Source organism: Lysobacter niastensis (assembly GCF_031457115.1).
Classification (GTDB): domain Bacteria; phylum Pseudomonadota; class Gammaproteobacteria; order Xanthomonadales; family Xanthomonadaceae; genus Lysobacter_J; species Lysobacter_J niastensis_A.
In genome coordinates, this window is sequence record NZ_JAVDVY010000004.1 from 38403 (window position 1) to 65344 (window position 26942).

The window sequence follows — 26942 nt, forward strand, 5'->3', positions numbered from 1 at the left end:
GTACCGCCGGCGTGACCCCGGGCCGTCACTGCGCTACCTTGGCCCGCCGACCCGGCCCTTCCATGCGCAACGACGACGCCAGCGAAGTCCTGACCCCAAGCCAGCTGAACACGCTGGCGCGCGACCTGCTGGAAGGCGCCTTCCCGCTGATCTGGGTCGGGGGCGAACTGGGCAACGTCTCGCGGCCCTCCTCCGGGCATCTGTATTTCACGTTGAAGGACTCGCGCGCCCAAGTTCGCTGCGCGATGTTCAAGCCCAAGAGCACCTGGCTGCGCTTCCAGCCGCGCGATGGCCTGCAGGTGCTCGCGCGCGGCCGGTTGACCCTGTACGAAGCCCGCGGCGAGTACCAGCTGGTGCTCGACCACATGGAGGAGGCCGGCGAGGGCGCGCTGCGCCGGGCCTACGAAGAACTGCGCACGCGGCTGGCCGCCGAGGGCCTGTTCGATACCGAACGCAAACGGCCGCTGCCACGCTTCGTCCGCCGCATCGGCGTGATCACCTCTCCCAGCGGCGCCGCGGTGCGCGACGTGCTGAGCGTGCTGGCGCGACGGTTCCCGCTGGTCGAGGCGGATGTCCTGCCCGTGCCGGTGCAGGGCAGCGGCGCGGCGGCGCAGATCGTGGAGATGCTGCGCGACGCCATCGCATCGGAGCGCTACGACGTGCTGGTGCTGGCCCGCGGCGGCGGTTCGCTGGAGGACCTGTGGGCCTTCAATGACGAACACCTGGCGCGGGCCATCGCGGCGTCGCCGATTCCCATCGTTTCCGCCGTCGGCCACGAGACCGACTTCAGCCTCAGCGATTTCGCCGCTGACGTGCGTGCCCCGACTCCGTCGGTCGCGGCCGAGTTGATGGTCCCGCACCGTGACGACCTGCTGCACCGCCTGCGCATCCTGGAAGCGCGCCTGCTCAACCTGCAGGGGCAACGCCTGCGCCAGGCCATGCAGCGCACCGACCGGGCACAGTTGCGCCTCAACGCATGGAAGCCGCGAGCGCGGCTCGACCTGCTTCGCCGGCGACAGAACGAGGCGCTGCGTCGCCTCATCGCCGGCTGGCGACGACAGTTCGAGCGCGAGGAGGCGCGCCTTCGTCATGCCGATACCGTGCTGCGCGCGTCGCATCCGCAGCGACGCATCGCACGCCTGCGCGAACGCATGGCCGCCATCTCCCAGCGGCCGCAGAACGCGATCGCGCGCCGGCTGGGCAACGAGGCGCTGCGGCTGCGCGGACTGGCCCGCTCGCTGGAGGCCGTCAGTCCGCTGGCCACGGTGGCACGCGGTTACAGCATCCTCAGCCACGACGACGGGCGGATCGTGCGCAGCGTGCTGGATGCATCGCCTGGCGACCGTCTCGATGCACGTCTGGTGGACGGCAGCCTTCGCGTGAAAGTAATCGGGCACGACGAATAATCCGCAGACCACGGATCGCGTGCAGCCAGGAGGTCCGCCCATGCTCGCCAAACGATATCCCTACTACCTCGCCAACCTGCCGGTCGAAGCCAAAACCGACCTGGAGGTGTTCGACAAGTACAGCGGCAAGCGCGCCACGCGCGTGGCCAGGGCCGACGCGACCGCGGTGCGCAAGGCGATAGTCGCTGCGCACCGGGCGCGCGAAGCGGTCGCGTCGTTCCCACCGGACGCGCGCCGCGACGTGCTCGAACACTGCGTGAAGCGCTTCAGCGAGCGCTTCGAGGAACTCGCGCTGGCGCTGTGCATCGAGGCCGGCAAGCCGATCCGGGATGCACGCGGCGAAGTCACCCGGCTGATCGACACCTTCCGCATCGCCGCCGGCGAGGCCACGCGCATCGGCGGCGAGGTGATCGAAATGCAGATCTCGCCTCGCACGCGCGGCTACCGCGGCATGGTCAAGCGCGTACCGATCGGTGTGTGCAGTTTCATCACACCGTTCAACTTTCCGCTCAACCTGGTCGCGCACAAGGTGGCCCCGGCCATCGCCGCGGGTTGCCCGTTCGTGCTCAAACCTTCGGAGAAAACTCCGATTGGCGCCCTGATCATCGCGCAGGTATTGGCCGAGACCGACTTGCCCAAGGGCGCGTTCTCGGTGCTGACCTGCTCCAACGAAGATGCCGCGCAACTGGTGGAGGACCAGCGCATCGCCCTGCTCAGCTTCACCGGCGGCCTGGTCGGCTGGGACCTCAAGGCGAAGGCCGGACACAAGAAAGTCACGCTGGAGCTGGGCGGCAATGCCGCCTGCATCGTCGATGCCGACCCGGGCATGCCGTTGGACCAGGTGGTCGAACGCCTGGTGTTCGGCGCGTACTACCAGAGCGGCCAGAGCTGCATCAGCGTGCAGCGTATTTACGCCCACGCGGACATCTACGACAAGCTGCGCAAGAAGCTCAAGACGGCGGTGGGCAAGCTGCTCATGGGCGATCCGCGCGACGAGAAGACCTTCATCGGCCCGATGATCGACGAGGCGGCCGCCAAACGAATCGAAAGCTGGATCGCTGCGGCACGCAAAGGCGGCGCCAAGCGATTGGCCGGAGGCGACCGCGTCGGCAACATGGTGCCGGCAACGCTGCTGGAAGGCGTACCGCACGACAGCGACCTGTACCGGAAAGAGGCGTTCGCTCCGGTGGCACTGCTGGAACCGTTCGACGACTTCGACGACGCCATCGCTCGCGTCAACGACAGCGACTTCGGGTTACAGGCTGGCGTGTTCACCGGCCGGCTGGACCACGCCATGCACGCCTGGGACCGGCTGGAAGTGGGAGGCGTGATCGTCGGCGACGTGCCGAGCTTCCGCGTCGACAACATGCCTTACGGCGGCGTGAAACACTCCGGCCTGGGTCGCGAAGGCGTGCGTTACGCGATCGAGGACATGACGGAGCAGCGGCTGCTGGTGATCAAGACGGAGTGACTTGGCGGTCACTCTGCCGGCGAAAGCGACAGAGCTTCCCGGTCAGTCAGTCCACCAGCTCCATGTACTCGCCGCGGGTGACCATCCATCCGTTTACCCCGGCCCGCGGCCAAACCCCGTTCCCCGCCCTCACCCGTTCTCCCTCGCAACCCGCCCGGAGAACGACCGATGAAACGCCTCGCCCGTACCGCGCCCGCCCGCACCACGCTGTTCGTTGTCATCCTGTCCGTGTTGGCCGCCTGTCATACCGCACGCGAAGCTGCCGCCCCCGCACCTGTCGAGTCAATCGAACGAGCGGATGCTGCCGCTGCCCAAAACGTCAAAGAACCCGAAGTCAAAGCCGTGGCCGCCGAAGCCGACGCCAGATCGCGGCGCGCATCCAGACAGCAGGAAGGGTATGTCGCCAAGATGCTTGTCGCGCCAGCGCCGTCCTCGCCTCCGCCTCCGCCCGCTTCAATGGCCCTCGACTCGATTGTCGTCACCGGCGCCCGCCTCGGTGCCGGCAACCTCGCCATGCAGCAGCCGGCCAACACCGAGAAGTACGCCGCGCATGGCGACAATCCCGTGCATCGCGCCTCCGAGCAGCCCTTGTCGACGTTCTCCATCGACGTCGACACCGGCAGCTACGCCAACGTGAGGCGCATGTTGAACCAGGGCGTCAGGCCGCCCGCCGATGCGGTGCGCGCCGAGGAGTTCATCAACTACTTCGACTACGGGCACCCGGCCCCGACCTCGCGCGATACGCCGTTCCGTGTGACCACCGAGCTGGCGCCGGCGCCGTGGAACGCGCAGCGCCAGGTGCTGATGATCGGCATCAAGGGCTATGACGTGCCCAAGGCGACGCTGCCTCCGGCCAACCTGGTGTTCCTGATCGACACCTCCGGCTCGATGGACGAACCCGACAAGCTGCCGCTGGTCAAGCAGGCGCTGCGCCAACTGGTGCCGCAGTTGCGCGGCCAGGACCGCGTGTCGATGGTGGTCTACGCAGGTAGCGCGGGATTGGTGCTGCCGCCCACGCCGGGCGACCAGCACGACGAGATCATCGCCGCGCTCGACCGGCTCGATGCCGGCGGCAGCACCAACGGCGGCGACGGCATCCGCCTCGCTTACGCGATGGCGAAACAGGCGTTTGTCGACGGCGGCGTCAATCGCGTGATCCTGGCCACCGACGGCGATTTCAACGTCGGCACCGTCGACCAGAACGCTCTGGAGACGCTGGTTGCCGATCAGCGCAGGAGCGGCATCGCGCTGACCACGCTCGGGTTCGGAACCGGCAACTACAACGACGCATTGGCCGAACGGCTGGCCGATGTCGGCGATGGCAACCACGCCTACATCGACAGCCTGCGCGAGGGACGCAAGGTGCTGGTCGAGGAGATGGGCTCCACGCTGATGACGATCGCCCGCGACGTGAAGGTGCAGGTCGAGTTCAACCCTGCGCAGGTCGCCGAATACCGGTTGATCGGCTACGAAAACCGTGTGCTGCGGCGCGAGGATTTCGCCAATGACAAGGTCGACGCCGGCGACATCGGTGCCGGCCATGAAGTCACCGCGCTCTACGAGATCACGCCGGTGGGGTCAGCGGCTACGCGCGTGCCTGCGTTGCGCTACGGCGCCACGTCCGAGCGTCCTTCCGCCTGCGAAGGCAAGGCCTGCGAAGTGGCGACCCTGCGCCTGCGCTACAAGCTGCCGGCGCAGTCGAGCAGCCGCCTGATCGAAACCCCGATCCTGGCCTCGCAGCGCGTTGCGCACCCGGGCAATTCGTTGCGTTTCGCGGCGACGGTCGCCGCGTTTGCCGACGAGTTGCGCGGCGGCACGGCCTTCGATGGCTGGGGATGGGATGCAATCGAGCGCGAGGCGCGCGCGGCTGCCCAGGGAGATCGAAAAGGGGAACGTGCTGAGTTCGCCGGACTGGTCGAACAGGCGCGACGCCAGATCCGCGGCGATGCGGAAACCGCGATTTCCTCTCGATAGGCTGCGTCGCGGTCTGCCCTGACACCACCTCTCTCCCGCGTGCGGGAGAGGGGCTAGCTTCCGCGCCAGGGAGTTGTGCGGGAGACGCCCGCCTTCAGCGCGTGAGCGCCACCAGCTTCGGTGCGACCTCGGCCGGTTGGCCGAACAGGAAGCCCTGCCCGTAGGTGCATCCCAGTTCGCGCAGTGCGATGCGCTGCGCCTCGGTTTCCACACCCTCGCCGATGGTGTGGATGCCCAGCGTGCCGGCCAGCGCCTGGATCGCACGCACCACCGCCACGCTTTCCGGCTGCGTCTCGCCGATCAGGCCGGCGACGAAGCTCTGGTCGATCTTGAGGCACTCGATCGGGAACCGGTGCAGGTACGACAGCGCCGAGAAGCCGGTGCCGAAGTCGTCCAGTTGCGCCAGCACGCCGTGGCTGCGCAGCGTGCGCAACATGCGCAGCGCGCGCGGCACGTCGTCGAGCAGGGCCACCTCGGTGATCTCGATGCGCAGCCGGTGCGGATCGGCACCGGCGCGGTCGATCATGCGCAACAGGCGGTCGGCGAAATCGTTCGCGAGGAAATGCCGCGGCGAGACATTGACCGAGATATAACCGCCGCCCTTGTCGTGCGCCAGGTGCTCGATCGCCTGCGCGTACAGCAACCAGTCGACTTCCTCGATCAGGCCGCTGTCCTCGCCCAGCCCGATGAATTCGGCCGGCAGCAGCAGGCCACGCCGCTCGTGACGCCAGCGCAGCAGCGCCTCGTGGCCGATGACCTTGCGGTCGTCCAGGCGCACGATCGGCTGGTAGAACGCGACGAAGCCGTCGCCATTGATCGCGCGACGCAGATCGGCTTCCAGGTCGAGGATGCGCATCGCCTCCTCGCGCATGGCCTCGTCGAACACGGCGCAGCGATCGCGTCCGGTCGACTTGGCGCGATACATCGCGGCATCGGCGTCGCGCAGCATTTCGGCACCCGAGCGGTAGCGCGGATGCCACGCGGCGATGCCGATACTGGCCGACGGGAATACCTCGCGGCCGGCGATCCAGCACGGCTCGCCCAGTTCGGCCAGGATGCGCTGGGCCAGTTCTTCGACCGCGTGCAGGTGGTCGACGTCCTCGACCAGGATCGCGAACTCGTCACCGCCCAGCCGCGCCACCGTGTCGTCCGCGCGTACCGCCGAAACGATGCGACGGCCTGCTTCGATCAGCAATTCATCGCCGGCGGCATGGCCGACGCTGTCGTTGACCAGCTTGAAGCGGTCCAGGTCGAGGAACAGCACGGCGAACAGCCCGCCCTTGTCCCCCTTCACACGCTCGATCGCACCGTTGAGGCGATCCAGCAACTGCGCACGGTTCGGCAAGCCGGTCAGCGAGTCGTGCCAGGCCTGGTGGGTGAGCTGTTGTTCGGCACGCAGGCGCTCGCTGATCTGCGCCAGCAACTCGGCGTTGGTCTCGGCCAGCTCGCGCGTGCGCGAGGTCACGCGCTGCTCCAGTTCGGTGTGAGCGGCCAGCAGGCGATCCTGCGCCTGCTTGCGCGCCAGGCCGATGCTGATGTGGTGGGCGACGAAGGTCAGCAATTCCTGATCGCGCAGCGAGAACGAGATCGCCGCCGAATAGCTCTGCACCGCGATCACGCCGACCACCGCCTCGTTGCGGAACAGCGGCACGCCGAGCCAGCAATGCGCCAGCGAGCCGCGGCTGCGCAGCAGGCCCTGAGCTTCGAGCATGGAGATGCGGTGGCGGTCGGCCAGCAACGGCCGACCCTGCCCGATCACGTACTCGGTGAGGCCGGAGCCCAGCTTGCGGCTGTGGCGCACCGGGTCGCGCTCGTCGACCGAATACGGGAACTCCAGCCGCTCGGCGTCCTCGGTCAGCAGCGCGATGTAGAAGTTGCGCGCATACAGCAGTTCGCCGACGACGTCGTGGACCTGTGTGTAGAACCGCTCCAGCGTCTCCGAGGTAATTGATAGCTCGGCGATGCGGAACAGGGCGCGCTGCAGTCGCTCGGCGCGCTGGCGCTCGATGATCTCGGCCTGCAGGTCGCGGTTGCTCAGCTGCAGGGCCTGGGTGCGTTCCTCGACGCGCCGTTCCAGCTCCTCGCGGGCGCGGAAGCGGTCCAGTGCCGTCAGGATGTGCTGGGCCACGAAGACCAGCAGTGCGCGCTCTTCGTCGCCGTAGATGCCGGCACGGTCGTAACTCTGCACGACGACGGCGCCGCAGACGCGATCGTCGCGTCGCATCGGCACGCCGAGCCAGTCCCGTGCATCGGGACCGTGGGTGGTGTCGGAAATGATGCCCAGGCGCTCGCGGATGTCCTCGGAGCAACCGATCAGCGGGTCGCCGTGGCGCAGCAGCGCGAGCGTGAGGCTGTTGGGCATGTCCGCCGCGTGCAGCTCGCGGTCGGGCTCAGCCACATAGGTGTCGATGCGGTCGGCGAAGTACAGGAACCGCATGCTGTCGCGGGCATCGTCATACAGCACGATGTAGAAGTTCTCCGCGTACATCAGCCCGCCGACCACGCCGTGGATGCGGCCAAGCATGTCGGCCATCTCCAGGTCGGAGCCGGCCAGGTCGGCGATCTCGTAGAGCGCCTGCTGCAGGCGCTCGGACTTCTCCAGCGATTCCACGCGGGCCTGGGCTCGCGACACCGCCAGTTCCGCCGCGACCAGGCGCTGCGCCATGGTCACCCAAGCCTCGCGCGAGGCTGGGGGCAACGGCTCGGCCGACCAGGCGGCAATGGCGGCGCGACCACCGTCGGCGAACGTCCAGGCGGTCACCAGGCGCTGTGGATGCTCGGCGGCATCCCCACCGCGCAGCAGTTGTTCTGCCAGCTGCGGCATTCCCGCACCGGCGTCGCCCGACACGGATCCTCGCGAACCATTGGCGCCGTCATGCCAGCCCACGGCCACATGGGAGCCGTCGGGCAACGTCTGCTGCAGGGTACGGGCCAAGGCGTCTACGGAGACCGCCTCCCGTTCCCTACCGCCTGCCTTCTGCATTCCAGCCGTCTGCACCCGCTCCGCCCCCGTTGCGAACCCGGAGCATACCGTGATGAAAGCCCGAGGAGGCTCAACCCCGTCACACCCCGGTATCCGTTTGATCAGGTCATGGATCTGACGATGACCGGGACGCCCCCCTTCCCTCCGGGTGCACCCGACGGCTTCACCTTGCCGTCGCCAGCCCGTAACCTGCCGCGGATGAATGCAGCGGACGCGAGCGACGACGTACTGATGCTGGCCTGGACGGCCGGCGATACCAGTGCGTTCGAAATGCTCTACGCCCGCCATCGGGGCCCCCTGTACAGGTTCCTGCTTCGTCAGTTGCGCGACAACGCGCTGGCCGACGAGTTCTTCCAGGACGTCTGGCAGCGGGTGATCGCCGCCCGCCACGGCTGGAAGCCGGAGGCAGCATTCAGCACCTGGCTTTACCGGATCGCCCACAATCGGCTGAACGATCATTGGCGCGGGCTCAAGCACCGTCCGCCAGCTCCCGAGGACGGCGACGAGCGCGCCGCCCGCGTACCCGACCCGACCACGCCGGAGCGCGAACTGTCCGAGTTCGAACAGCGCCGCCGCCTGCAACGTGCGATCGAAGAACTGCCGGAGGACCAGCGCGAGGCCGTGCTGCTGCGCCTGGAACAGGAACTGAGCCTGGACGAGATCGGCGCCATCACCGGCGTTGGGCGCGAGACCGTGAAATCGCGGCTTCGCTACGCCCTGGACAAGCTGCGCGCGAGACTGAGCGAATGAACCACCCCCGCCACGAACCGCTGACGCCGGAAGAACGCGCACTGGCCGAACGCCTGGCACGGATCGGCCCGCACGACGACGGCCCGCCGCCGTCGCTGGACGCGAAGATCCTCGCCGCCGCGCACGCCGCCGTTGCGCCCTCGCGCCGACGCCGCTGGCTGGCGCTCACCAGCGTCCCGGCCAGCCTGATCACCGGCGTGGGCATGGCCGCGGCGCTGACGCTGGTCGTCGGCGTGGTCTGGCAGTTGCGTCCGGCCTCGGGGCCGGCTCGCGCACCGCGCGGCGAGGCCGACGACATGGGCTACGTCAGTGCGGAGATCATCAAGCGGGAGCGGCCGCCCGCACCACCGGCGCCGCCTCCGCCACCTGCTGCGCCGGCCGAGCCCCCGGCCCCGCCATTGGCACGCCGCACCTCACCCTCGCCCGCCAAGGTCTTGTCCGCTGCGCCTGCCCAGGTCCGTCAGCAGGCGGCGGCTCCCGTCGCCAGGAACGATGTCGCGCCCGCGCCGGCGGCCAATGCTGCCGCTGAGGCGTATCTGGACGAAGCGGTGGTGGATGCGCCCGCGCCGGCAGCTCCGGCCGGTTACGTTCGTGCACGCGCACCCCGTGCAGCGGCCGCTCCCGCGGCGGCGACCGTCATGGCCAGCCCGGCTGCCGCCGAGTCCGACTTCGTCCCGGCACCGCCTGCATCCGCGCCTCCCGCACCGTCCGCGGACATGGCGCAGCGCAAGGCCGTCGCGGTTGAAGGCGAAGCCAAGGCGCGTGCAGCGGCGGATTCGGCGCGTGAGCTTGCCGCGAAACAGTCGCCGCAACTCGACCGCATCGAGGTAACCGGAAGCCGCCTCGCGCTTGCCGATGTCCCCGTCCGCGAAGACGCCCGACTCCCGATCGAGGACTGGCTGCAGCGCATCCGCGAGCGTCGCGACGGCGGCGACCTGGACGGCGCACGCAGCAGCCTGATGCTGTTCCGCCGCGAACATCCACATCACCGCGTCCCCGACGACCTGCGCGCCTTGCCCGCCTCCGGGCCGGGGCGATGAGCGCCACGCTGGCCGGACCGACCTCGCACCTGCTCGAGGTCAAGCACAGCCGTTTCCTCGTCCATGCCGCGCCGGTGACCACGCCGGAGGCGGCGCTGGCGTTCGTCGCCGATGTCGGCGACCCGGCCGCCACGCACAACTGCTGGGCCTATCGCATTGGCAGCGAGTACCGCTTCAACGACGACGGCGAACCCGCCGGCACCGCCGGGCGACCGATCCTCGCCGCGATCGATGGCCAGGGACTGGACCAGGTGGTGGCGGTGGTGACGCGCTGGTTCGGCGGCATCAAGCTCGGCGCTGGCGGCCTGGTCCGCGCGTATGGCGGCAGCGCCGCCGAATGCCTGCGCGTCGCGGCCCGCCGCACGCTGATCGTCCATGCCAGCGTGATGCTGGAGTACCCGTTCGACGTCACCGGGGCCGTGCACGCCGCACTCGCCGCGCACGATGCCGAGAAACTGGACGAACGCTTCGATGCCGATGGCGTGCGCCTGCATCTGCGCCTGCCGGAATCGCAGCTGGAGCCCTTGAAAGCGCGGCTTCGCGACGCCACACGTGATCGGGTGCGCCTGCGCACCGTGGAACCCCAAAGCGAGTCCTGATGACCGGCACCGACACCTCCCCCAGCAAGGCGCCGATCGGCAGCCTGCGCGCCCTGTGGCCCTTCGTGCGCCGGCACCGGACCTTGTTCGTCTGCTGGCTGGTGGCCCTGGGTTGCTCCTCGGCGGCGACGCTGGTGCTGCCAAAGGCGTTCGGCACCATGATCGACCAGGGATTCACGCAAGGCGGCGGCGCCATCGACCGCGCCTTCGTGCTGCTGTTTGTCGTGGCAGTCGCGCTGGCACTGGCCACCGCCGCCCGGTTCTTCTTCGTATCGCTGCTGGGCGAGCGCGTCGTCGCCGATCTGCGCGAACGCCTGTACGCCCACCTGATCGGGCTGGACGCCGGCTTCCACGACCGCACCCGCAGCGGCGAACTGGTCTCGCGCCTTACCGCCGATGCCGAGCTGCTGCGCAGCGTGGTCGGCTCCAGCATGTCGGTCGCGTTGCGCAGCTCGGTCACCGTCGTCGGCAGCCTGGTCATGCTGTTCGTTACCAGTCCCCGACTTGCGTCCTATGCGCTGATCGGCATCCCGCTGGCGGTGCTGCCGATCGTGATCGGCGGGCGGCGGTTGAAGAAGATCTCGCGCGCCAGCCAGGACCGCGTGGCCGACGCCAATGTACTGGCCGCCGAAACCCTCGGGGCCGTGCGTACCGTGCAGGCGCACGCGCGCGAGCCGTACGAGCAGGGCCGCTTCGGCGATGCGCTGAAGGTCGCGGTCGCTACTGCGCGCCGCCGCATCCAGGCGCAGGCCTGGGTCACCGCCGTCGCCATCGTGCTGATCTTCGGCGCAATCACGCTGGTGCTGTGGATGGGCGCGCACGACGTCGCCGCCGGACGCATGACCGCGGGCACGCTGGGGCAGTTCGTGCTGTATGCGCTGATCGGCGGCGGCTCGATCGGCGCGTTGGCCGAAGTGTCGAACGAACTGCAGCGTGCCGCCGGCGGCATGGGTCGCATCGCCGAGCTGCTGTCGGAAGATCCGGCGATCACCTCGCCCGCACATCCGCAGCTCTTGCCGCACCCTTTCCAGGGCGACGTCGCCTTCGACGGCGTGACCTTCCACTACCCCATGCGCCCGGATTTGCCGGCGCTGGAAGATTTCACCCTGCGCGTGCGCCCCGGCGAGACCGTGGCCCTGGTGGGCCCGTCCGGCGCCGGCAAGAGCACGGTGTTCTCGCTGCTGCTGCGCTTCCATGATCCGCAGTCCGGCACGATCCGCATCGACGACACCGACATCCGCCAGCTCGACCTGTCGGTGCTGCGCGATGCCATCGGCCTGGTGCCGCAGCAACCGACGATCTTCGCCAGCAGTGCGCGCGACAACATCCGCTACGGTCGCCTGCAAGCCGACGACTCCGAGGTGGACGCAGCGGTACGCGCCGCGTATGCCTCCGATTTCATCGCCGACCTGCCGCAGGGCCTGGACACGGAACTTGGCGAACGTGGAGCGCGCCTGTCCGGTGGCCAGCAGCAGCGCATCGCCATCGCGCGCGCATTGCTCAAGGACGCACCGATCCTGCTGCTGGACGAAGCGACCAGCGCATTGGACGCGCAGAGCGAGCGAGCCGTCCAGCAGGCCCTGGAAGGACTGATGCGCGGACGCACCACGCTGGTCATCGCGCACCGTTTGGCCACCGTGCTCAAGGCGGACCGGATCGTGGTGATGGATCGCGGACGCATCATCGCCGAAGGCCGCCACGAGGAACTGCTGGCCCAGGGCGGCCTGTATGCCGAACTGGCCAAGCTGCAGTTCCTCGACTGACCGCCGTCTTCAGCGATCGAGCGGACTCACCACTCCGCCCGCTCCGCGGTTCAGCACATGCGTGTAGATCTGCGTGGTGGCCACGTCCTTGTGGCCCAGCAATTCCTGCACCGTGCGAATGTCGTAACCCGCTTCGATCATGTGCGTGGCGAAGGAGTGCCGGAGTGTATGCGCGCTCACCGGCTTTTCGATTCCGGCGCACAGGCGGGCTCGTTTAAGGGCGCGCGACAGGACCGCGTCATCGACGTGATGACGCCGCTCGCTGCCGTCGCGCGGATCGAAAGAGCGTTGCGCCGCCGGAAAAGCGTATTGCCACCCCCACTCGCGGGCAGCATTGGGGTATTTGCGGGCCAGCGCGAACGGCAACCACACCGAGCCGTACCCGAGCAGGAGATCTTCCTGATGAAGCAGTCGTGCGCGTTCGACCTCGCGCTTCAGGGGTTCGGCCAGCGATCTGGGCAGCACCGTTCGCCGATCCTTGCCACCCTTGCCATTGCGCACAGTGACCTCGTTGCGCGCGAAGTCGATGTCCTTGACCCGCAGGCGCAGGCATTCCATCAGTCGCATGCCCGTGCCATACAGAAGGCTGGCCAGTAACCAGGCGCGACCGTCGAGTTGGGCCAACAGCCGCTGCGCCTCATCCCGCGACAACACGGTGGGTACCCGTTGCGGCCGCTTGGCCCGCACGACGCCTTCCATCCAGGGAAGGTTTATCCCGAGCACTTCCTTGTACAGAAACAGCAAGGCCGAAAGCGCCTGGTTCTGCGTACTCGCCGCCACCTGGCCTTGCACCGCCAGCGTCGAGAGAAACGCCTCGACCTCCTCCCCGCCCAGCGTCCTCGGGTGGCGCTTGCCGGTTGCCAGGATGAAGCGACGGATCCACCCCAGATAAGCCCGCTCCGTGCGCACGCTGTAGTGCTTCAACCGCAACCGCGCCCGCACCTCGTCCATCAATCGCGGGGGCGATGTGACTTTCTCGGATAACGCCCCGAATGCAGGTGGATAGGACATAGCACTTCGCCTTGCGCGGAATTCCCGACAATTTTTTCGCAGTCCGGTGCCGGCGTTGATCGGGTGAAGCGTTGTTTGAACGTAGGAAAGCTGCCTTGACACCCCCTCCCCGGCTCCTGAATAGTCAGTGCTACACCCCGGATGCGGGGTCTACTAGGCGTTAGGCGGTTGCTGCTGAAAGACCTTGCCTGTTCTTCCATCGGCAGGGTCATCGCAACGTTTGGGGTCGGCTCCGGCCAGCAGTCCTTGGCAATTCCGCACTGGGTTCGCGCGCCACGCTGCTCGGATTTCTGGCGCTCCGCCGCGCTCTCATTGCTTTGGACTTCGGCCCGTTTCCGCGCCCAGGTTCACAGGTAAAGCCCAACAGCCTGGCTCTGGCCGCCCCCCGACCTTCGATGGCATGCTTGGCTCAGCGGCGGTGGGGTCTGCTGCTTCCTGGGGCATCACCGCCTAACAACTCATTCAAGCCGAGCCCGCTTCGTGATGGCCGCGAGCGGACAGTTCATCGGGGCGGGCCGGCTTAATTCAGGCGTTAGAGCCCTTGATCAAACGTACTCTTGCAGCCTGGCTCTTTGGGATATCCGCGATCGGTACGGCCGCCGTGGCTGCCTACCTGTTCCTGTCGGCGGTCGCCACTGCGTCGCTTCGGTTCGGCTACTGTGGGCCAACCTCCTTAGACGCGGCCGAGCAGTACTGCCGCGTTGGCATGCGCCTGCTCTACATCTCATACGCAGTTGGTGCGCTTGCCTTAGTACTGGCAATAGTTGCTTTCTGGCTCTTTCGGCGTCACCGCAAGGGCTCTAACAATTCATTCAAGCCGAAGCCGCTTCGCGGCTCGGCTTAATTCAGGCGTTAGCTTGCCCATGACACATCAATGCAGCGTGTGCGGAAAACAACATGACGAATGGCCGCCTGGATACGGATTTTCCCAACCAGACGCTGTCTTGGAACTATCTCCGGAGCAAAAAAACGGCCGTGTCATGGAGACACCGGATTTCTGCTGCATCGACGGCACTCGCCGTCATTGAAACTTGTGACAGGCATCGCACTATTGCTTGTTCCTGGCCTAGTTGCTGAGCTATTGCTGGGCGCTCCACTAGGCTCGGTTGAGCCTCTCGTCGTAGGTCGCGTAGCCGGTCTGCATTGGTAGCTATCGGACTCACTTGTTGGCTGGAGGCTGTTAGCGCTCGCGGAGGTTCGCCTAACGCCCTGCTGATAGGACTGCTGGCGTACAACGTTGCAATACCACTGTTGCTGGTCTACAGCTATGTGGCGAACAGGATCGGCGGAATTGTCTATGGCCTGCGGTGATCTTGCATTTGACATTTTTCGCTTTGGATCGCCGCATGCGTCCACCATCGCTCTACTGCACAAGGAAGCTCACGGTGAGGTCGCCGGCACGGTCTAACAATTCATTCCAGCCAGAGCTGCGACGCGGCTCGGCTTAATTCAGGAGTTAGGTCGCTTGCTTAAGGCTCTCGCAATGGAGATTCGTACTGCCGAGCGATCCGACATCGCTGCCCTTGGCGGGCTCATTGAACTCTCCGGTCGCGCCCTGAGCATCGGCCATTATTCGCCGGAGCAGGCTGAAGCGATCACTTGCCACGTATTCGGCGTCGATACTCAGCTGATTGACGATCAGACCTACTTCGTCATTGAGCAGGACGGCCAAATTGTTGCTTGTGGCGGCTGGAGCAAGCGACGCACGCTTTTCGGCGGGGATCAAACCAAGACTGGGCCTGATCCACTGCTTGACCCGAGCACAGAGCCAGCCCGCATTCGCGCGTTCTTTGTGCATCCGTCTATGGCGCGTCGTGGCCTGGGACGCCAGCTCATGACCGCGTGCATCGCTGCGTCAAGACAGGCTGGCTTTGGTTCGCTGGAGCTGGTTGCCACCATGCCAGGCGAGCCACTCTATCTGGCGTCTGGATTTGTCGTCGAGGGGCGTTTTGACTTGGATCTACCTGGCGGTATCCGAGTACCGGTCTCTCGCATGAGGATGGCAATATAGGTTGCTGGTCGTGGCAGTCGGTCCGCGGCCTAACAATTCATTCAAGCCAAGGCCGCTTCACGGCTCGGCTTGATTCAGGCGTTCGGGCCGTATTGGAAAGTGATCGATGGAACGTGACGATCGTCCGCAATCGCTGCTTGCCGAATCGGTGCGCGCTCACCTATTGAGGTTCGAGAGGCCCCTGACGCCGACGTACGGAAACGCGGCCGGGCTGCGCGTGTTGGTGGCGTTTCTGGTTGTCGGCGTCGGCCTGTTCTTCGCACTGCGCTTTGTCTTCGCTGCAGTGGATGCGCGTGGAGCTCCCGCTGCGAACCTGGGTTTCGTCGTTGCGCTGCTGGCGGCATTTGTAGTGGCGCAACAGGCATTTGTGGGAGTCCCGATGAGCGACGTCGGGTTGCGCCGATTTTCGGATTGGACGCGTCGCGAACGCCTGTACTTCCTCCAGGTGGTGCCGCTGGCTGCGGTGCTCTTTGCCGCCGTGTTCGGCGATCACCTTGCCGGGTTGCGCGAGCGGCACGGACTGGTCGGATTCCTGCTGCTCTCCATTCCCACCGGGCTCCTTTGGGGCGCAGTGCAGGAATTTCTCTACCGTGGTTGGTTGCAAACAGAAATGACTCGTCGCTTCGGTGGTGCGGCCGGTCTGCTCGCTGCGAACATAGCCTTCACGTTCGGGCCGCTGCACGTCGACTACTTCGCTGGAACCGCCGGCGTGCGCTGGGGCGGCCTCCTCGCCGTGTTCGGCATCGGGCTATTCTTCGGCATCATCTACCGTCGTTCCGGGAACGCGTGGATCCCCGCAGTACTGCATGGACTCTGGCCATTGAACATGACCTGATTGCGCCTCATGTACCGAGGCCCATATAAAAAGCACTGTCGGCCATCCGGCCGGCGACATGCCGAAGCCGCTTCGCGGCTCGGCTTAATTCACGTATTAGGCGTCAGAGGATCGAGAATGCTTGCCGAATGGCGAAGTCGCCTTCATACGCATTCGTCCGACTCAGACAACCGGCCGAAGCGAGCCTACATGATCGCCAGACCGATTAGCCTCCACACTCCTCCGCCTGACAATCATTCAAGCCGAGCGCTTCGCGACCCGGTTGGCTCAGGCGCTACTTCACTTAATATCAAGGATTCCAGGGTGTCTGATAGCCGAGCATTATTGCTGGTCCTTTGCCTTGCCTTCGCCGGATGTCAAACGACATCTGTGAAGTCGCATGGCAAGCCCGAAGACGTTGCCGCCCTCAAGCAGGTCGTGGAGTTGTTCAGGACGTCACTCGTCAACAAGGACAAGGCGACTTATATGAGCCTGTTCTTTTCGGACAAGCCGCAGGACATCGGCTGGCAGTTCGTCTCGGAAGACGCGAGGCTCGAACACATCAGGGAAACAAAGCCGGACGCGATCAAAGCGCGGCATATTCCGAGCAACAATTTCATCAGCCTTATCGATGGCGCCGTCGCGACGAAAGAGCCGAGAGAAGAGACATTCTCCAATGTCAGCATAGACACGGACGGCGAGATTGCTTCGGTCTCATTCGACTACACCTTTTTGGCAAACGGAAACAAGACGAACTGGGGCAAAGAGATGTGGCAACTGGTTCGCACCGAAGAAGGATGGAAGATTTTCTCCGTCGTCTACACCATCCGCGACCAATGGTCGGCCGGCGAAGGCTGACCGTTGCGTCACAACCGTTTGCGGATCGGCCTTTCAGCGCCCAACAAAACCTCTGCAAGCCCAGCTCCAGTTCCAGCGACCATGGCATCCTTTGCCTTGGGGCCGCCCTGGGGAGGGCGACCATTTAGCGCAACGGGCCGACCGCGACAGCGCGCCATTCAAGGCGAGCCAGCTTCGCAACGTTGAACGCACCGCTGGTCGGTTTTTTTGGGGAGAGTCTCATGAGTCCGAAGAATTGGGTGCTTGTTGCGCTTGCCGGGGCTTCCCTGGCATCCGGGGTGATTGATCAGTATTTCTACCCGGGCCATCCATTCCCTCCCTCGGCCATTGGCTTCATGGTGGTGGGCGTGCTCCTGATCTTCCTCTGGTATCGCATGGACTCGGCGCAGAACGGCTACCGGCGGTCGCCGTGGCTCAACGTCGGTGTCATAGCCCTTGCCATCGTCGCCCTGCCCTACTACTTCTTCAGGTCTCGGGGCGCACTGAAGGGCGCGGTCGCCACCGGTGCACTTGTCCTGGCCTACATCGCGTCCGGCATGCTCACTGTTGCCGGCTCGTACCTGGCGTACTACGGGCTGCAAACCTAGCGGCACATCCACTGGTGAAAGCCCACGCCGGATAAGCGTTGCTCCATCATGAAAGCCCCTCTCGTTCACGAGCTGGAAAAAGCACGTACGGCCCTTGTTCGCACGTACGTGCTGCATGTCGCGTGGTTTTCCGTCATGTGCGCCCTGATCGGGCTGCGATGGAGCCCGCATGGCCTCAAGGTTTCCGTGCTGCTGACGCTGGTCACCGTCCCGCCGGTGCTCTTGTATACGGTCCGGGTCCACAGGCTTTGCCGGACGATTGACCCGGCCGCCCGCACGGTTGGATTGTGGCCGGTCGTGATCACTACCCTGGTGCTGAGCCCATTCGAGTCCGGGCTGATCCTGCCCGCCAGGAATCTGTTCGCCGCCAACCGGGTCCTTCGCACTTGTCAGGCATCGCAAGTGTCCGCCGACGCGTCCAACTCGCTTGAGCCGGAAGCCGAACCTCTCCGCGACTCGCCTTAGATTCAAGCTCGCCGCCCCCGGCCCGACGTCCGCAGTACTTTCACGTTTTACTCATGCCTGGCTACTACGCTCGACACCAACGCGGTTCCCGCGGCTTGGCCATATCAGGCGTAGCGCCCCATGAACAAGTTCCTGATCCTGTCAGTGGCGGTTCTGCTCGGTGCAAGCACGTCAGCTTGTGGGAAGAGATGCAGCAATGACCCGGTGACGACCGTCCCGTCTCCGTCCGGGAAGAACAAGGCCGTGGTGTTCCATCGCATCTGCGAGGGGACCGTCCCCAATACCCAGGTCTCGGTGCTGGCCTCCTATTCCGAGCTGTCCAACATTCCAGGCAACGCCCTGATCCTGGATGGCGACGTGCCCCTGCAGGCTCGCTGGACTTCGGACACGTCGCTCACCATTTCCGGTTTGGGCACGGCACAGGTGCACAAGCGGCAGCCGTCGGTGACCGACGTCTCCATTACTTACCACCAGTAGGCTCGCGTCAGTCAGGCGGCATCGGCTGCCACCGGTAGTAACGCTCGTGCGCCAACGCCAGCAGCCCCAGATCCTCCTTCGTGTCGCCGTAGGCGTAGATGCGGCCGTAGCGCGAGAGGTCATAGGCGGCGCGCACACGCTGGGCCTTCTCTTCCAGGACGCATTGCCTTCCCAGATAGCGTCCGGTCATCACTCCGTTGCGGTGCTCCAGCGTCGAGCAGATCAGCGCCAGCCGATGTTCGCGGCACCAGTGACGCAGGTAGACGTCGAACGCCCCGGACACCACCACGACGGTGTCGCCTTGGCGCTTGTGCCAGTCGATTCGCGCCAGCGCCTCGGCTCGCATGACCGGCGGTAGAGCCGATGCGGCGAAACTGACGCCCTGTGCTTCCAGCATGGCCAGCGGCATCCCGGTAAACCCGAACCGGACTATCGCAGCGCGAACGACAGTGCCCGAGACGACGCCCAGCCGGTAACCAATGACCAACGGGGCAAGCAACACCTTGCCCACCGCAAGGCGACGCGGCGGGATGGCCTGTCGAATGAAGTCGGGGAGCATCTCCCGCGTCGTGATCGTCCCGTCGAAGTCGAACAACGCCAGGTTCATGCGGGCAGCGCGCGATCGATCAACGCCATCAGATCCACGCCTGCGGGCAAGGTCCCGTAGACGTTGCCGTGATCGCCGCCGAGTCGTGTCCGGCAGAAACCCTCGGCGATGGGGCTGCCATGTCGGAGCAGCAGGCCGGCCTGCAGGGTCAGGGCCATGGCCTCCACCCATCGACGGGCCTGCGATTCCTCCACATCGGTATCGCCGCCCAGCACGGGGCGCAGGCTCGCCAGTTGTGAGTCGTAGTCGTGATGCAAGCCACTGGCGAGTTCCAGTTCGGCCAGCAGGCGGGCGCCGGCTTCCGGCTCGCGTGACAGCGCGCGCAGGACGTCCAGGCACTGGATGTTGCCACTGCCCTCCCAGATCGAATTGAGCGGCGCCTGCCGGTACAGGCGTGGCAGCATGGACTCCTCGACATATCCGGCGCCGCCCAGGCATTCCTGGGCCTCGTTGACGAACGCCGGCGCGCGCTTGCAGACCCAGTACTTGCCGATAGCAGTCGCGATGCGCGCGAGCGCCGCTTCGTGTGGATCGTGGCGTGCCCGGTCCACGGCACGGGCCACGCGCATGGCCAGCGTGATCGCGGCCTCGGCCTCGATGGCCAGGTCGGCGAGCACGTTGCGCATCAGCGGGTGATCGACCAGGCGCTTGCCGAAGGTATGGCGATGCCGCGCGTGATGGATGGCCTGCGCCAGCGCCATACGCATCTCGGCGGCGGAGCCGAGCATGCAGTCGAGCCGGGTCAGCATCACCATCTCGAGGATCGTGGGCACTCCCCGCCCCTCCGCCCCGATGCGGTAGGCCCAGGCATCGGCGAACTCGACCTCGGACGATGCATTGGCCCAGTCGCCCAGCTTGTCCTTGAGCCGCATGATGCGCAGCGCATTTCGCTGCCCGTCCGGCCGCCAGCGCGGCAGCAGGAAACAGGTCAGCCCGCCCGGCGCCTGCGCCAGCACCAGGAAGCCGTCGGACATCGGCGCCGAGAAGAACCACTTATGGCCGACCAACCGGTACTCGCTCTCGCCCGCCAGCGGCTTGGCGACGGTCCTGTTGGCGCGCACGTCGCTGCCGCCCTGCTTCTCGGTCATGCCCATGCCGATGGTGACGCCGCGCTTGTGCTCGATGCCGATATCGCGCGGGTCGTAATGCGCAGCCGCCGCCTTGGTGGCCCATTCGGCCAGGGCCGGTGCGTGGCGCAGCGCCGGGATCGCCGCGTGGGTCATCGTCAGCGGGCAACTGCTGGCGGGCTCGACCTGGTGATGCAGGTAGCTCAGCGCGGCGCGCGCCACATGCCCGCCCGTGCGCGGTTGCGACCACGACAATCCGGCGACGCCGTGCTCGATGGCGGCCTGCATGATGCGGTGGTAATTGGGATGGAACTCGACGAGATCGATGCGATGGCCGAAGCGATCGTGCGTGCGCAGGCGCGGGCGATCGCGGTGGGCGTCGAAGCTGAGGCGATACAGCTCGTCGCCGGCCAGCGATCCGTAGCCCGCGAGCACGTCGACGAAATCGCCGCCTCCCTCGCGCGCGACCGCTTCGCGCAGGGCATGGTCATCGCGCCAGAGATTGCGCGGCGCGAACTCCGGCGGCTGGTTGTCGACCTGATGCGTGGCGAACGGCGGCAGCGGTTCCATGCGCAACTCCGGCGTGGCAATGCACCGATTCTAGTCCCGAGGCGACTTGGCGCGAGAAACGCGACAAGCGAAGCAGAAAGCGCTGCAACCGAAGCACACGTGATGCGGTCATACACTCCAAGGTGTGAGCGCCAATAAAAAAGGCCTCGCCGAAGCGAGGCCTTTCAAGCAAAACACGGGCAATGCCGTGGCGGTGGCAATCACGCCGCCGGCGTCACACCCGATGCTTGTGCGCCCTTCGGCCCCTGCGTGAGCTCGTAGCTCACACGCTGACCTTCCTGGAGACTGCGAAAGCCCTTGGAGTTGATCGCAGAGAAGTGCACGAATACATCCGCGCTGCCGTCCTCGGGCGAAATGAACCCGAAGCCCTTGGCGTCGTTGAACCATTTCACGGTGCCGTACTGCATATCCTTGATGACCTCATGCTGGATGCGTTGTCGCGCGCGCTCGCCGGGCGGCCAGGGCGCAGGCCGAGTATGCAAACTGAATCACGCCTTGACAATCCACCCCCGTCCGGCGCGACCCGGCGCTAGCCGGCCAGCAGGGCCCGCAGCAGGTCCGGCAGGCCGGACGAGGCCGCGGCCACGTTGTCGAGCACGTCCTGCAGGGTGATGACCTCGTCCGGGTCCGGACCGGCACCGGCCGCCCAGTTGGCGACGATGCCCAGGCAGGCGTAGTCCAGCCCCATCTCGCGCGCCAGGCCGGCCTCGGGCATGCCGGTCATGCCGACCAGGTCGCATCCGTCGCGGCGCAGGCGGGCGATCTCGGCGCGTGTCTCCAGACGCGGCCCCTGGGTGGCGCCGTAGCAGCCACCGTCGACCAGGTCGACACCGGCACCGCGTGCGGCCGCGAGCACCGCCTCGCGCAGCGCGCGGGTGTAGGGCTCGCCGAAGTCGACATGCAGCACCTCGGTGCCCGGCTCCTCGCAGATCGTGGAGATGCGGCCCCAGGTGTAGTCGATCAGCTGGTCCGGGCACGCCAGCACGCGCGGGCCGAAGCGCTCGGTGATGCCGCCGACCGTGTTGAGCGCGAGCACGCGCCGCGCGCCCAGCGCCTGCAACGCGGCCAGGTTGGCGCGGTAGTTGATCTTGTGCGGCGGCAGCGAATGCCCCTCGCCGTGGCGGGCCAGGAAGGCAACGCGATGTCCCGCCAGCGTGCCGATGCGGATCGGCCCGGAGGCCGCGCCGTACTGGGTGACGGGCTGGTGGGTTTCCACATCCTGCAGATCGGCCAGCTTGTACAGGCCGGTGCCGCCGATGACGGCCAGCGCGATGTCGCGGTCGCTCATCGGTCAGTCCTTGAGCGCGTAGATGGCGGGCAGGTTGCGACCCTGCTCGTGGTAGTCCATGCCGTAGCCGAAGACATACCGGTCGGGCACTTCGACGCCGACGTAATCCGCCACCAGCCCCGGCACGCAGCGGTCGTGCAGCTTCACCGCCAGTGCGGCAATGCGCACGTCGCCGGCGCCCTGCTCCAGGCACCAGGCGCGGATCGCGGCCAGGGTATGGCCTTCGTCCAGGATGTCGTCGGCCAGCAGCACGCGACGGCCCTGCAGGCTGGTCGCGGGGCGGTGCTTCCACACCAGCTCGCCACCGGACGTCGCGCCGCGGTAGCGGGTGGCGTGCAGGTAGTCGAACTCCAGGTCCAGGCCCAGTGCGCCGACTTCCATCGCCAGGCGGCCGGCGAAAGGCAAGCCGCCGTGCATGACGGTCAGGAACACCGGCACTTCACCGGCGTAGTCATGCCGGATCAGCGGCGCCATGTGCGCGATCGCCTGTTCCAGCGTGTCGCGATCGAACAGAAGTTCGGAGTTGGCCAGCGCTTCGGCCAGGTCGTGCGCGTTCGAGGTGGGCGCGGTCATCAGGCCAGGCCCTCCAGGCGGCCGCGGGTGGCGCCGTAGCGCGCATCGGCGAGCAGGCCGTCCCAGCCCATCGCGCCGCGACCGATAAGGCCTGTCAGCGCCATGGTGTTGAGCTTGCGACCCTCGACGGCCTTCAGCGATTCCTCGGCCAGCTCGGGATGGCAGACCAGCACCACGTCGCAGCCAGCATCCAGGTGCGCGTCGATACGTTGCTTGATGCCGCCGACCGAAAACGCGGCCTTCATGCCGATGTCGTCGCTGAAGACCACGCCGCGGAAACCGAGCCCTCCGGAAGCACGGTCCTTGCGCAACACTTCTTCGATCCAGTAGCTCGAATATCCGGCCGGTTCCGGCGCAATGGCCGGATACTTCACGTGCGCCATCATCACCGCATCGGCCTTGGCCTCGATGCCGGCGACGAACGGAATCAGGTCGGTGGCGCGCATCTGCTCGAGCGTACGCGGGTCGACGGCATCGTCGAAATGAGTGTCGGCCAGCACCGAGCCGTGCCCCGGGAAATGCTTGAGCGTGGCCGCCATGCCGGCGCCGTGCATGCCGCGCACGTAGGCGCGTGTGAACTCGGCGACGATCGTCGGATCGTCGGAGAAGGCGCGGTTGCCGATGGCGAGGTTGCCGCGGCCCAGATCGACGACCGGCGCGAAGCTCAGGTCCACGCCGCTGGCCTGCACTTCGTTGGCCATCAGCCACGCGTGTTCCTCGGCGAGCTTCAATGCGGCATCGCGATCGCTCGCGTACAGCTTGCCGAAGCCTTCGAGCGCCGGAAGTGCGCTGTAGCCTTCACGGAAGCGCTGCACGCGGCCGCCTTCCTGGTCGACGCAGATCAGCTGCGGACGCGGCGCGGCGGCGCGGATCGCCGCCGACAGCTCGGCGACCTGGGCCTTGGAGGCGAAGTTGCGGGTGAACAGGATCACGCCGGCGCAGGCGTCGTGCTGCAACCAGTCGCGCTCCTGCGCGGTGAGTTCGGTACCGGCGACGCCGATCACGAGCATGCGGAAACTCCAGACGGGGGTGTCGGCGCCCAGGGCGCGGCCCCGCATTGTCTCGCAGTTGGGGGCACGGACATAACCCGCACGATGCGGCTGTTCAGATCGCCTGCGCGGCGCTCAGAGGGCGCAGCCTTCCGGACCGCAGCCGGCACCGGCATCGCCCGCCGGCGCGGTCGCCATTCCGAGCCGGGCGAACGCTTCGCGGAATACGTCCGGCGATTGCGCACCCTGCACGGCCAATTGACCATCGAGCAGGAAAGTCGGCACCGCCCGGATGCCCAGCGCCTGCGCCTGCCCCAGTTGCGCCCTGACCTCGGCGATGCCTTCGTCGGAGTCGAGCATCGCCCGCACCCGCGCTTCGGGCAGGCCGCCGGCGGCGCCCGCCTCGACCAGCGTGCGTGTGTCGGCCAGGTTGCGGCCCTGCTCGAAATGCGCGCGGAACAGCGCCTCGCCGACCGCCTCGGCGTCGCCCTCGCGTCCGGCCAACCAGATCAGGCGATGCGCCTTGAGCGTGTTGACGCGGACCTGGCCGCGATCGAAGTCGAACGGCAGACCCTCGCCGCGACCGGTGGCCTGGGTCTGCGCGAGGATCTGCTCGGTGCGCTCGCGACTGCCGAATTTGCGCTCGTAGGCTTCACGCAGCGGCACGGGAGTCTCGTCCGAATCGGGGTCGAGCTGGAACGCGTGCCAGCGGATATCGACGTCCCGGCCTTTCTCACCAAGCTGCTCCAACGCCTGCTGCAGGCGGTGCTTGCCAATCCAGCACCACGGACAGACCACGTCGGACCAGATATCGATGCGCAGGGGTTTGCTGTTCATGGCCCCGAGATGGGGACGTCAATGTGCCGATGCAACCTCGCCGGCCCTTTCCGCCTCGCTCCACTGCGAATACGGACGCGTGGCCAGGGCGAGGTTGTAGTAGCGCGCGGCATCGGTGACCTCGGCGCCGATCCACTCGGGCTTGGCGAAGGCCGCATCGGCCGAGGCGAGCTCGATTTCCGCGACCACCAACCCCGCGTTCTCGCCGAGGAATTCGTCGACCTCCCACAGGTGGCCTTCGAACTCGACGTAGTGCCGGCGCTTGTCGACCAGCCCGCCGACGCATAGCGCCAGCAGGCCACGCGCATCCTCGACCGGGATCGGGTAATCGAACTCCTGGCGGGTGTGGCCGAGCTCTCGCGACTTCAGGTTGAGGAAGGCCTCGTCGCCGGCGATGCGCACGCGCACCGATGCCTTCATCGCGCCACTGTCCATGGCCGCCATGTCGTTGATGTACCCCTGCGCCATCGGCACGACCTCGCGCGCGGCCGCGCGCCAGCCATCGCCGGTGACCAGGAACTTGCGTTCGATTTCGATGCCCATGGGTTTTTACCTTCTTCCATCGTCGTTCCCGCCAAGGCGGGAACAACGGTGTCTTTCCCTGTTCGGCGCGATACGCGCGGCCAAGTCGCTGGATCCCCGCCTTCGCGGGGATGACGGGACCACTACTGCTCGAACATCGCGATCGATTCCACGTGCGCGGTGTGCGGGAACATGTCCATCACGCCTGCCGCCCGCAACTTCCACCCGCGCTCGTTGACCAGAAAGCCTGCATCGCGTGCCAGCGACGCCGGATGGCAGCTGACATAGACGATGCGCTTGAACTGTTTCAGCGGCAGCTGCGCGAGCACGACATCGGCGCCGGAACGCGGCGGGTCGAGCAGCAACTTGTCGAAACCCTCCTTCATCCACCACTCGCCGCTGAGATCCTTGGCCAGGTCGGCGGCATGGAAGTCGGCGTTGGCGATGCCGTTGTGGGCGGCATTGTCGCGGGCGCGCCGCACCAGACCCGCCTCGCCTTCCACGCCCACCACCTCGCGCACGCGACGCGCCAGCGGCAGGGTGAAGTTGCCCAGGCCGGCGAACAGGTCGAGCACGCGTTCATCGGGCTGCGCATCGAGCAGCGTGAGGGCGTGCTCGATCATCTTGCCGTTGAGGCCTGCATTGACCTGGATGAAGTCGAGCGGGCGGAACAGGAATTCGAGGTTCCACTGCGGCAGCGAGAACGCCAGCTTCGGTGCTTCCGGCCACAACGGATGCACGCTGTCCACGCCACCGGGTTGCAGGAAGATGGCGAAGCGGTGTTCCTTGCCGAAGGCGACGATGGCGTCCTTGTCGGCATCGGACAGCGGCACGAGGTGGCGGATCGTCAAGGCGATGCCGGAATACTCGGGCATCGGATCGCCGGCGATGAACTCGATCTGAGGGATCTCGCGGCGCGCCTGCAGTCCGTCGACCAGTTGCGCGAGCGCGCCAATCTTCTCGCCGATCTGCGGGATCACCGTGTGGCACTCGCGCAGGTCGGCGACGAAGCGCGGATCGGTCTCGCGGAAGCCGACCAGGGTCTTGTCCTTCTTCTCCACGCGGCGCACCGAGAAGCGCCCCTTGCGGCGATAGCCCCACGAGGCATCGGTCAGCGGCGCGAGCACGCGCTCCGGCGTCACATGGCCAATGCGCTCGAAGTTCTCCATCAGCACGCGCTGCTTGGCCAGGATCTGCTTGTCCTCTGCGTAATGCTGCAGGGCGCAGCCGCTGCAGGTGCCGAAGTGCGGGCAGCGCGGCGTGACGCGCTCGGGGGCGGCCTGCAGCACTTCAACAGTCTTGGCCTCGTCGAAACTGCGGTGGCGGCCGGTCTGGGAGGCCATGACGCGCTCGCCCGGCAAGGCACCGGCGACGAAGACCGCCTTGCCGTCCGGGCGGCGGGCGACGCCGCGGCCATCGTGGGTCAGGTCGGTGATTTCAACTTCAAAGGGGGTCTGGTCGATGCGGGCCACAAGCGGGGGCGTGAAACGGGGGGCGGCTATTGTCGCAGATGCCCGACGCTGCCTGTCCTCATCCCCCCCTCTCCTGCCGGCGGGAGAGGGGATGCCCTGAGCTTTGTCGAAGGGTGCCCAAAGGGCGGATGAGACCGCGCTTGCTCGAAAACGGCAACGGCCCGCCGAAGCGGGCCGTCGAGCGTTCCCGGGCAAGGCTTACTTCTGCCGCCAGCCACCGCCAGCGTCCTGCACCCACCACCCCGGACGAGCGCTGTCGATCCACTGCCGCGCGAACACCGCGCGAATCTGCTGTTCCCATTCCGGATGGTTGTTGGCCACCGCGATCTCGCGATAGACCGCCTTGGCGTCACGCCCCTGGTCGGCCACGGCCTGGTTGACGGCCACGCGCTGCGGCAGCGGGATCTTGTTGGCATCGCGCACGCTGATCGTGCCATCGTTGGCGAAGCCGAGCGCGCCGGAATCGAAATGCTCACGCAGCTGGCTGTCGAAACGCGAGGCCATGCGTGACTGGATCGCCTGGATCGCCGGCGTCTTGATCGTGATGTCCGGCTGCTCCTGCGCGTAAGCGCTGCCGATGCCGACCAGCGACAGCCAGTCGAACTGGGGCCCCACCGATGCGCTCTGGCCACCGGGCTTGTTCTCCTTCGCCGGCTCCTTGGGCTGCGCCTCGTCGCCGATGACCTTCTCGACGAATTCCTTCGCGGCTTCCTTGGCTTCGGCGGCCGGGAAGTACACGTTGATCGTCACGCATGCGGTCAGCATCAACGCGACCGGAACCCCCATCCAACGACGCATGTCCTTTCTC

26 protein-coding genes are annotated in these 26942 nt (G+C 66.7%); 14 read left to right on the forward strand and 12 right to left on the reverse strand.

What is annotated here, in order from left to right; genetic code table 11:
* The first annotated feature begins 62 nt into the window (after positions 1–62).
* From xseA to J2X06_RS17125, 3 genes are all read left to right on the forward strand, one after another.
* Complete coding sequence (xseA, locus tag J2X06_RS17115) at positions 63–1406, forward strand: exodeoxyribonuclease VII large subunit (protein WP_310064547.1); 1344 nt, start codon at positions 63–65, stop codon at positions 1404–1406.
* A gap of 40 nt (positions 1407–1446) precedes the next feature.
* A complete protein-coding gene (locus J2X06_RS17120) occupies positions 1447–2877 on the forward strand; it encodes an aldehyde dehydrogenase family protein (RefSeq protein WP_310064548.1) in 1431 nt (476 codons plus the stop codon).
* Between the two features lie 456 nt (positions 2878–3333).
* The gene (locus tag J2X06_RS17125; RefSeq protein WP_310064550.1) at positions 3334–4851 is read left to right on the forward strand and encodes a vWA domain-containing protein; all 1518 of its coding nucleotides are present in this window, start codon (positions 3334–3336) and stop codon (positions 4849–4851) included.
* A gap of 94 nt (positions 4852–4945) precedes the next feature.
* Here the strand turns inward: J2X06_RS17125 and J2X06_RS17130 are convergent, their stop codons facing one another.
* Positions 4946–7834, reverse strand: a complete 2889-nt coding sequence (locus J2X06_RS17130) for a putative bifunctional diguanylate cyclase/phosphodiesterase (protein ID WP_310064552.1) — start codon at positions 7832–7834, stop codon at positions 4946–4948.
* Positions 7835–8032: 198 nt separating this feature from the next.
* On the opposite strand from J2X06_RS17130, the gene J2X06_RS17135 reads away from it, so the two are divergent.
* From J2X06_RS17135 to J2X06_RS17150, 4 genes are read left to right on the forward strand one after another with little or no spacing between them, the layout of a single operon-like run.
* Positions 8033–8584, forward strand: a complete 552-nt coding sequence (locus J2X06_RS17135; protein ID WP_310064769.1) for an RNA polymerase sigma factor — start codon at positions 8033–8035, stop codon at positions 8582–8584.
* Positions 8581–9624, forward strand: a complete 1044-nt coding sequence (locus tag J2X06_RS17140) for a hypothetical protein (RefSeq protein ID WP_310064553.1) — start codon at positions 8581–8583, stop codon at positions 9622–9624. Before J2X06_RS17135 ends, J2X06_RS17140 begins: the two co-directional genes overlap by 4 nt.
* Positions 9621–10223 carry an IMPACT family protein gene (locus tag J2X06_RS17145; protein ID WP_310064554.1) on the forward strand — a complete coding sequence of 201 codons (603 nt, stop codon included), beginning with the start codon at positions 9621–9623 and terminating at the stop codon, positions 10221–10223. The genes J2X06_RS17140 and J2X06_RS17145 overlap by 4 nt, the downstream gene beginning before the upstream one ends.
* On the forward strand, positions 10223–11986 hold the full coding sequence (locus J2X06_RS17150) for an ABC transporter transmembrane domain-containing protein (RefSeq protein WP_310064556.1): 1764 nt from the start codon (positions 10223–10225) through the stop codon (positions 11984–11986). The genes J2X06_RS17145 and J2X06_RS17150 overlap by 1 nt, the downstream gene beginning before the upstream one ends.
* 9 nt (positions 11987–11995) lie before the next feature.
* Here the strand turns inward: J2X06_RS17150 and J2X06_RS17155 are convergent, their stop codons facing one another.
* Entirely contained in the window at positions 11996–12997 is a 1002-nt protein-coding gene (locus J2X06_RS17155) for an integron integrase (protein ID WP_310064557.1), read from the reverse strand.
* A gap of 863 nt (positions 12998–13860) precedes the next feature.
* Between J2X06_RS17155 and J2X06_RS18095 the strand changes: the two genes are divergently transcribed.
* The 7 genes from J2X06_RS18095 to J2X06_RS17185 all read left to right on the forward strand — a co-directional run bounded on the left by J2X06_RS18095 (position 13861) and on the right by J2X06_RS17185 (position 18209).
* Complete coding sequence (locus J2X06_RS18095) at positions 13861–14025, forward strand: DUF2199 domain-containing protein (protein WP_430539626.1); 165 nt, start codon at positions 13861–13863, stop codon at positions 14023–14025.
* 455 nt (positions 14026–14480) lie between these two features.
* Entirely contained in the window at positions 14481–15008 is a 528-nt protein-coding gene (locus tag J2X06_RS17160; RefSeq protein WP_310064559.1) for a GNAT family N-acetyltransferase, read from the forward strand.
* Positions 15009–15114: 106 nt separating this feature from the next.
* A complete protein-coding gene (locus J2X06_RS17165; protein WP_310064561.1) occupies positions 15115–15843 on the forward strand; it encodes a CPBP family intramembrane glutamic endopeptidase in 729 nt (242 codons plus the stop codon).
* 369 nt (positions 15844–16212) lie between these two features.
* The gene (locus tag J2X06_RS17170) at positions 16213–16680 is read left to right on the forward strand and encodes a nuclear transport factor 2 family protein (RefSeq protein WP_310064770.1); all 468 of its coding nucleotides are present in this window, start codon (positions 16213–16215) and stop codon (positions 16678–16680) included.
* A 221-nt stretch (positions 16681–16901) separates the two neighbouring features.
* Positions 16902–17267: a hypothetical protein gene (locus tag J2X06_RS17175; RefSeq protein WP_310064563.1), complete on the forward strand. Its 366-nt coding sequence runs from the start codon at positions 16902–16904 to the stop codon at positions 17265–17267.
* Between the two features lie 48 nt (positions 17268–17315).
* Positions 17316–17732 carry a hypothetical protein gene (locus J2X06_RS17180; protein ID WP_310064564.1) on the forward strand — a complete coding sequence of 139 codons (417 nt, stop codon included), beginning with the start codon at positions 17316–17318 and terminating at the stop codon, positions 17730–17732.
* A gap of 120 nt (positions 17733–17852) precedes the next feature.
* A complete protein-coding gene (locus J2X06_RS17185) occupies positions 17853–18209 on the forward strand; it encodes a hypothetical protein (protein ID WP_310064566.1) in 357 nt (118 codons plus the stop codon).
* 7 nt (positions 18210–18216) lie between these two features.
* Here the strand turns inward: J2X06_RS17185 and J2X06_RS17190 are convergent, their stop codons facing one another.
* The 10 genes from J2X06_RS17190 to J2X06_RS17235 all read right to left on the reverse strand — a co-directional run bounded on the left by J2X06_RS17190 (position 18217) and on the right by J2X06_RS17235 (position 26932).
* Positions 18217–18816: an HAD family hydrolase gene (locus tag J2X06_RS17190; protein WP_310064568.1), complete on the reverse strand. Its 600-nt coding sequence runs from the start codon at positions 18814–18816 to the stop codon at positions 18217–18219.
* Complete coding sequence (locus J2X06_RS17195) at positions 18813–20453, reverse strand: acyl-CoA dehydrogenase family protein (protein ID WP_310064570.1); 1641 nt, start codon at positions 20451–20453, stop codon at positions 18813–18815. Before J2X06_RS17195 ends, J2X06_RS17190 begins: the two co-directional genes overlap by 4 nt.
* A gap of 200 nt (positions 20454–20653) precedes the next feature.
* On the reverse strand, positions 20654–20860 hold the full coding sequence (locus J2X06_RS17200) for a cold-shock protein (RefSeq protein ID WP_310064572.1): 207 nt from the start codon (positions 20858–20860) through the stop codon (positions 20654–20656).
* Between the two features lie 122 nt (positions 20861–20982).
* Complete coding sequence (locus J2X06_RS17205; RefSeq protein ID WP_310064574.1) at positions 20983–21741, reverse strand: S-methyl-5'-thioinosine phosphorylase; 759 nt, start codon at positions 21739–21741, stop codon at positions 20983–20985.
* A gap of 3 nt (positions 21742–21744) precedes the next feature.
* Positions 21745–22314: a hypoxanthine-guanine phosphoribosyltransferase gene (locus J2X06_RS17210; RefSeq protein WP_310064576.1), complete on the reverse strand. Its 570-nt coding sequence runs from the start codon at positions 22312–22314 to the stop codon at positions 21745–21747.
* On the reverse strand, positions 22314–23324 hold the full coding sequence (gene nagZ, locus J2X06_RS17215; RefSeq protein ID WP_310064577.1) for a beta-N-acetylhexosaminidase: 1011 nt from the start codon (positions 23322–23324) through the stop codon (positions 22314–22316). Before nagZ ends, J2X06_RS17210 begins: the two co-directional genes overlap by 1 nt.
* Positions 23325–23438: 114 nt before the next feature.
* The gene (locus tag J2X06_RS17220) at positions 23439–24125 is read right to left on the reverse strand and encodes a DsbA family oxidoreductase (RefSeq protein WP_430539627.1); all 687 of its coding nucleotides are present in this window, start codon (positions 24123–24125) and stop codon (positions 23439–23441) included.
* Between the two features lie 33 nt (positions 24126–24158).
* Positions 24159–24683, reverse strand: coding sequence for a CYTH domain-containing protein (locus J2X06_RS17225; protein WP_310064582.1), 525 nt, complete (start codon positions 24681–24683; stop codon positions 24159–24161).
* Positions 24684–24805: 122 nt separating this feature from the next.
* A complete protein-coding gene (gene rlmD / locus J2X06_RS17230; RefSeq protein ID WP_310064583.1) occupies positions 24806–26134 on the reverse strand; it encodes a 23S rRNA (uracil(1939)-C(5))-methyltransferase RlmD in 1329 nt (442 codons plus the stop codon).
* 198 nt (positions 26135–26332) lie between these two features.
* Positions 26333–26932, reverse strand: coding sequence for a YdbL family protein (locus J2X06_RS17235; RefSeq protein ID WP_310064586.1), 600 nt, complete (start codon positions 26930–26932; stop codon positions 26333–26335).
* Between the last annotated feature and the right edge of the window lie 10 nt (positions 26933–26942).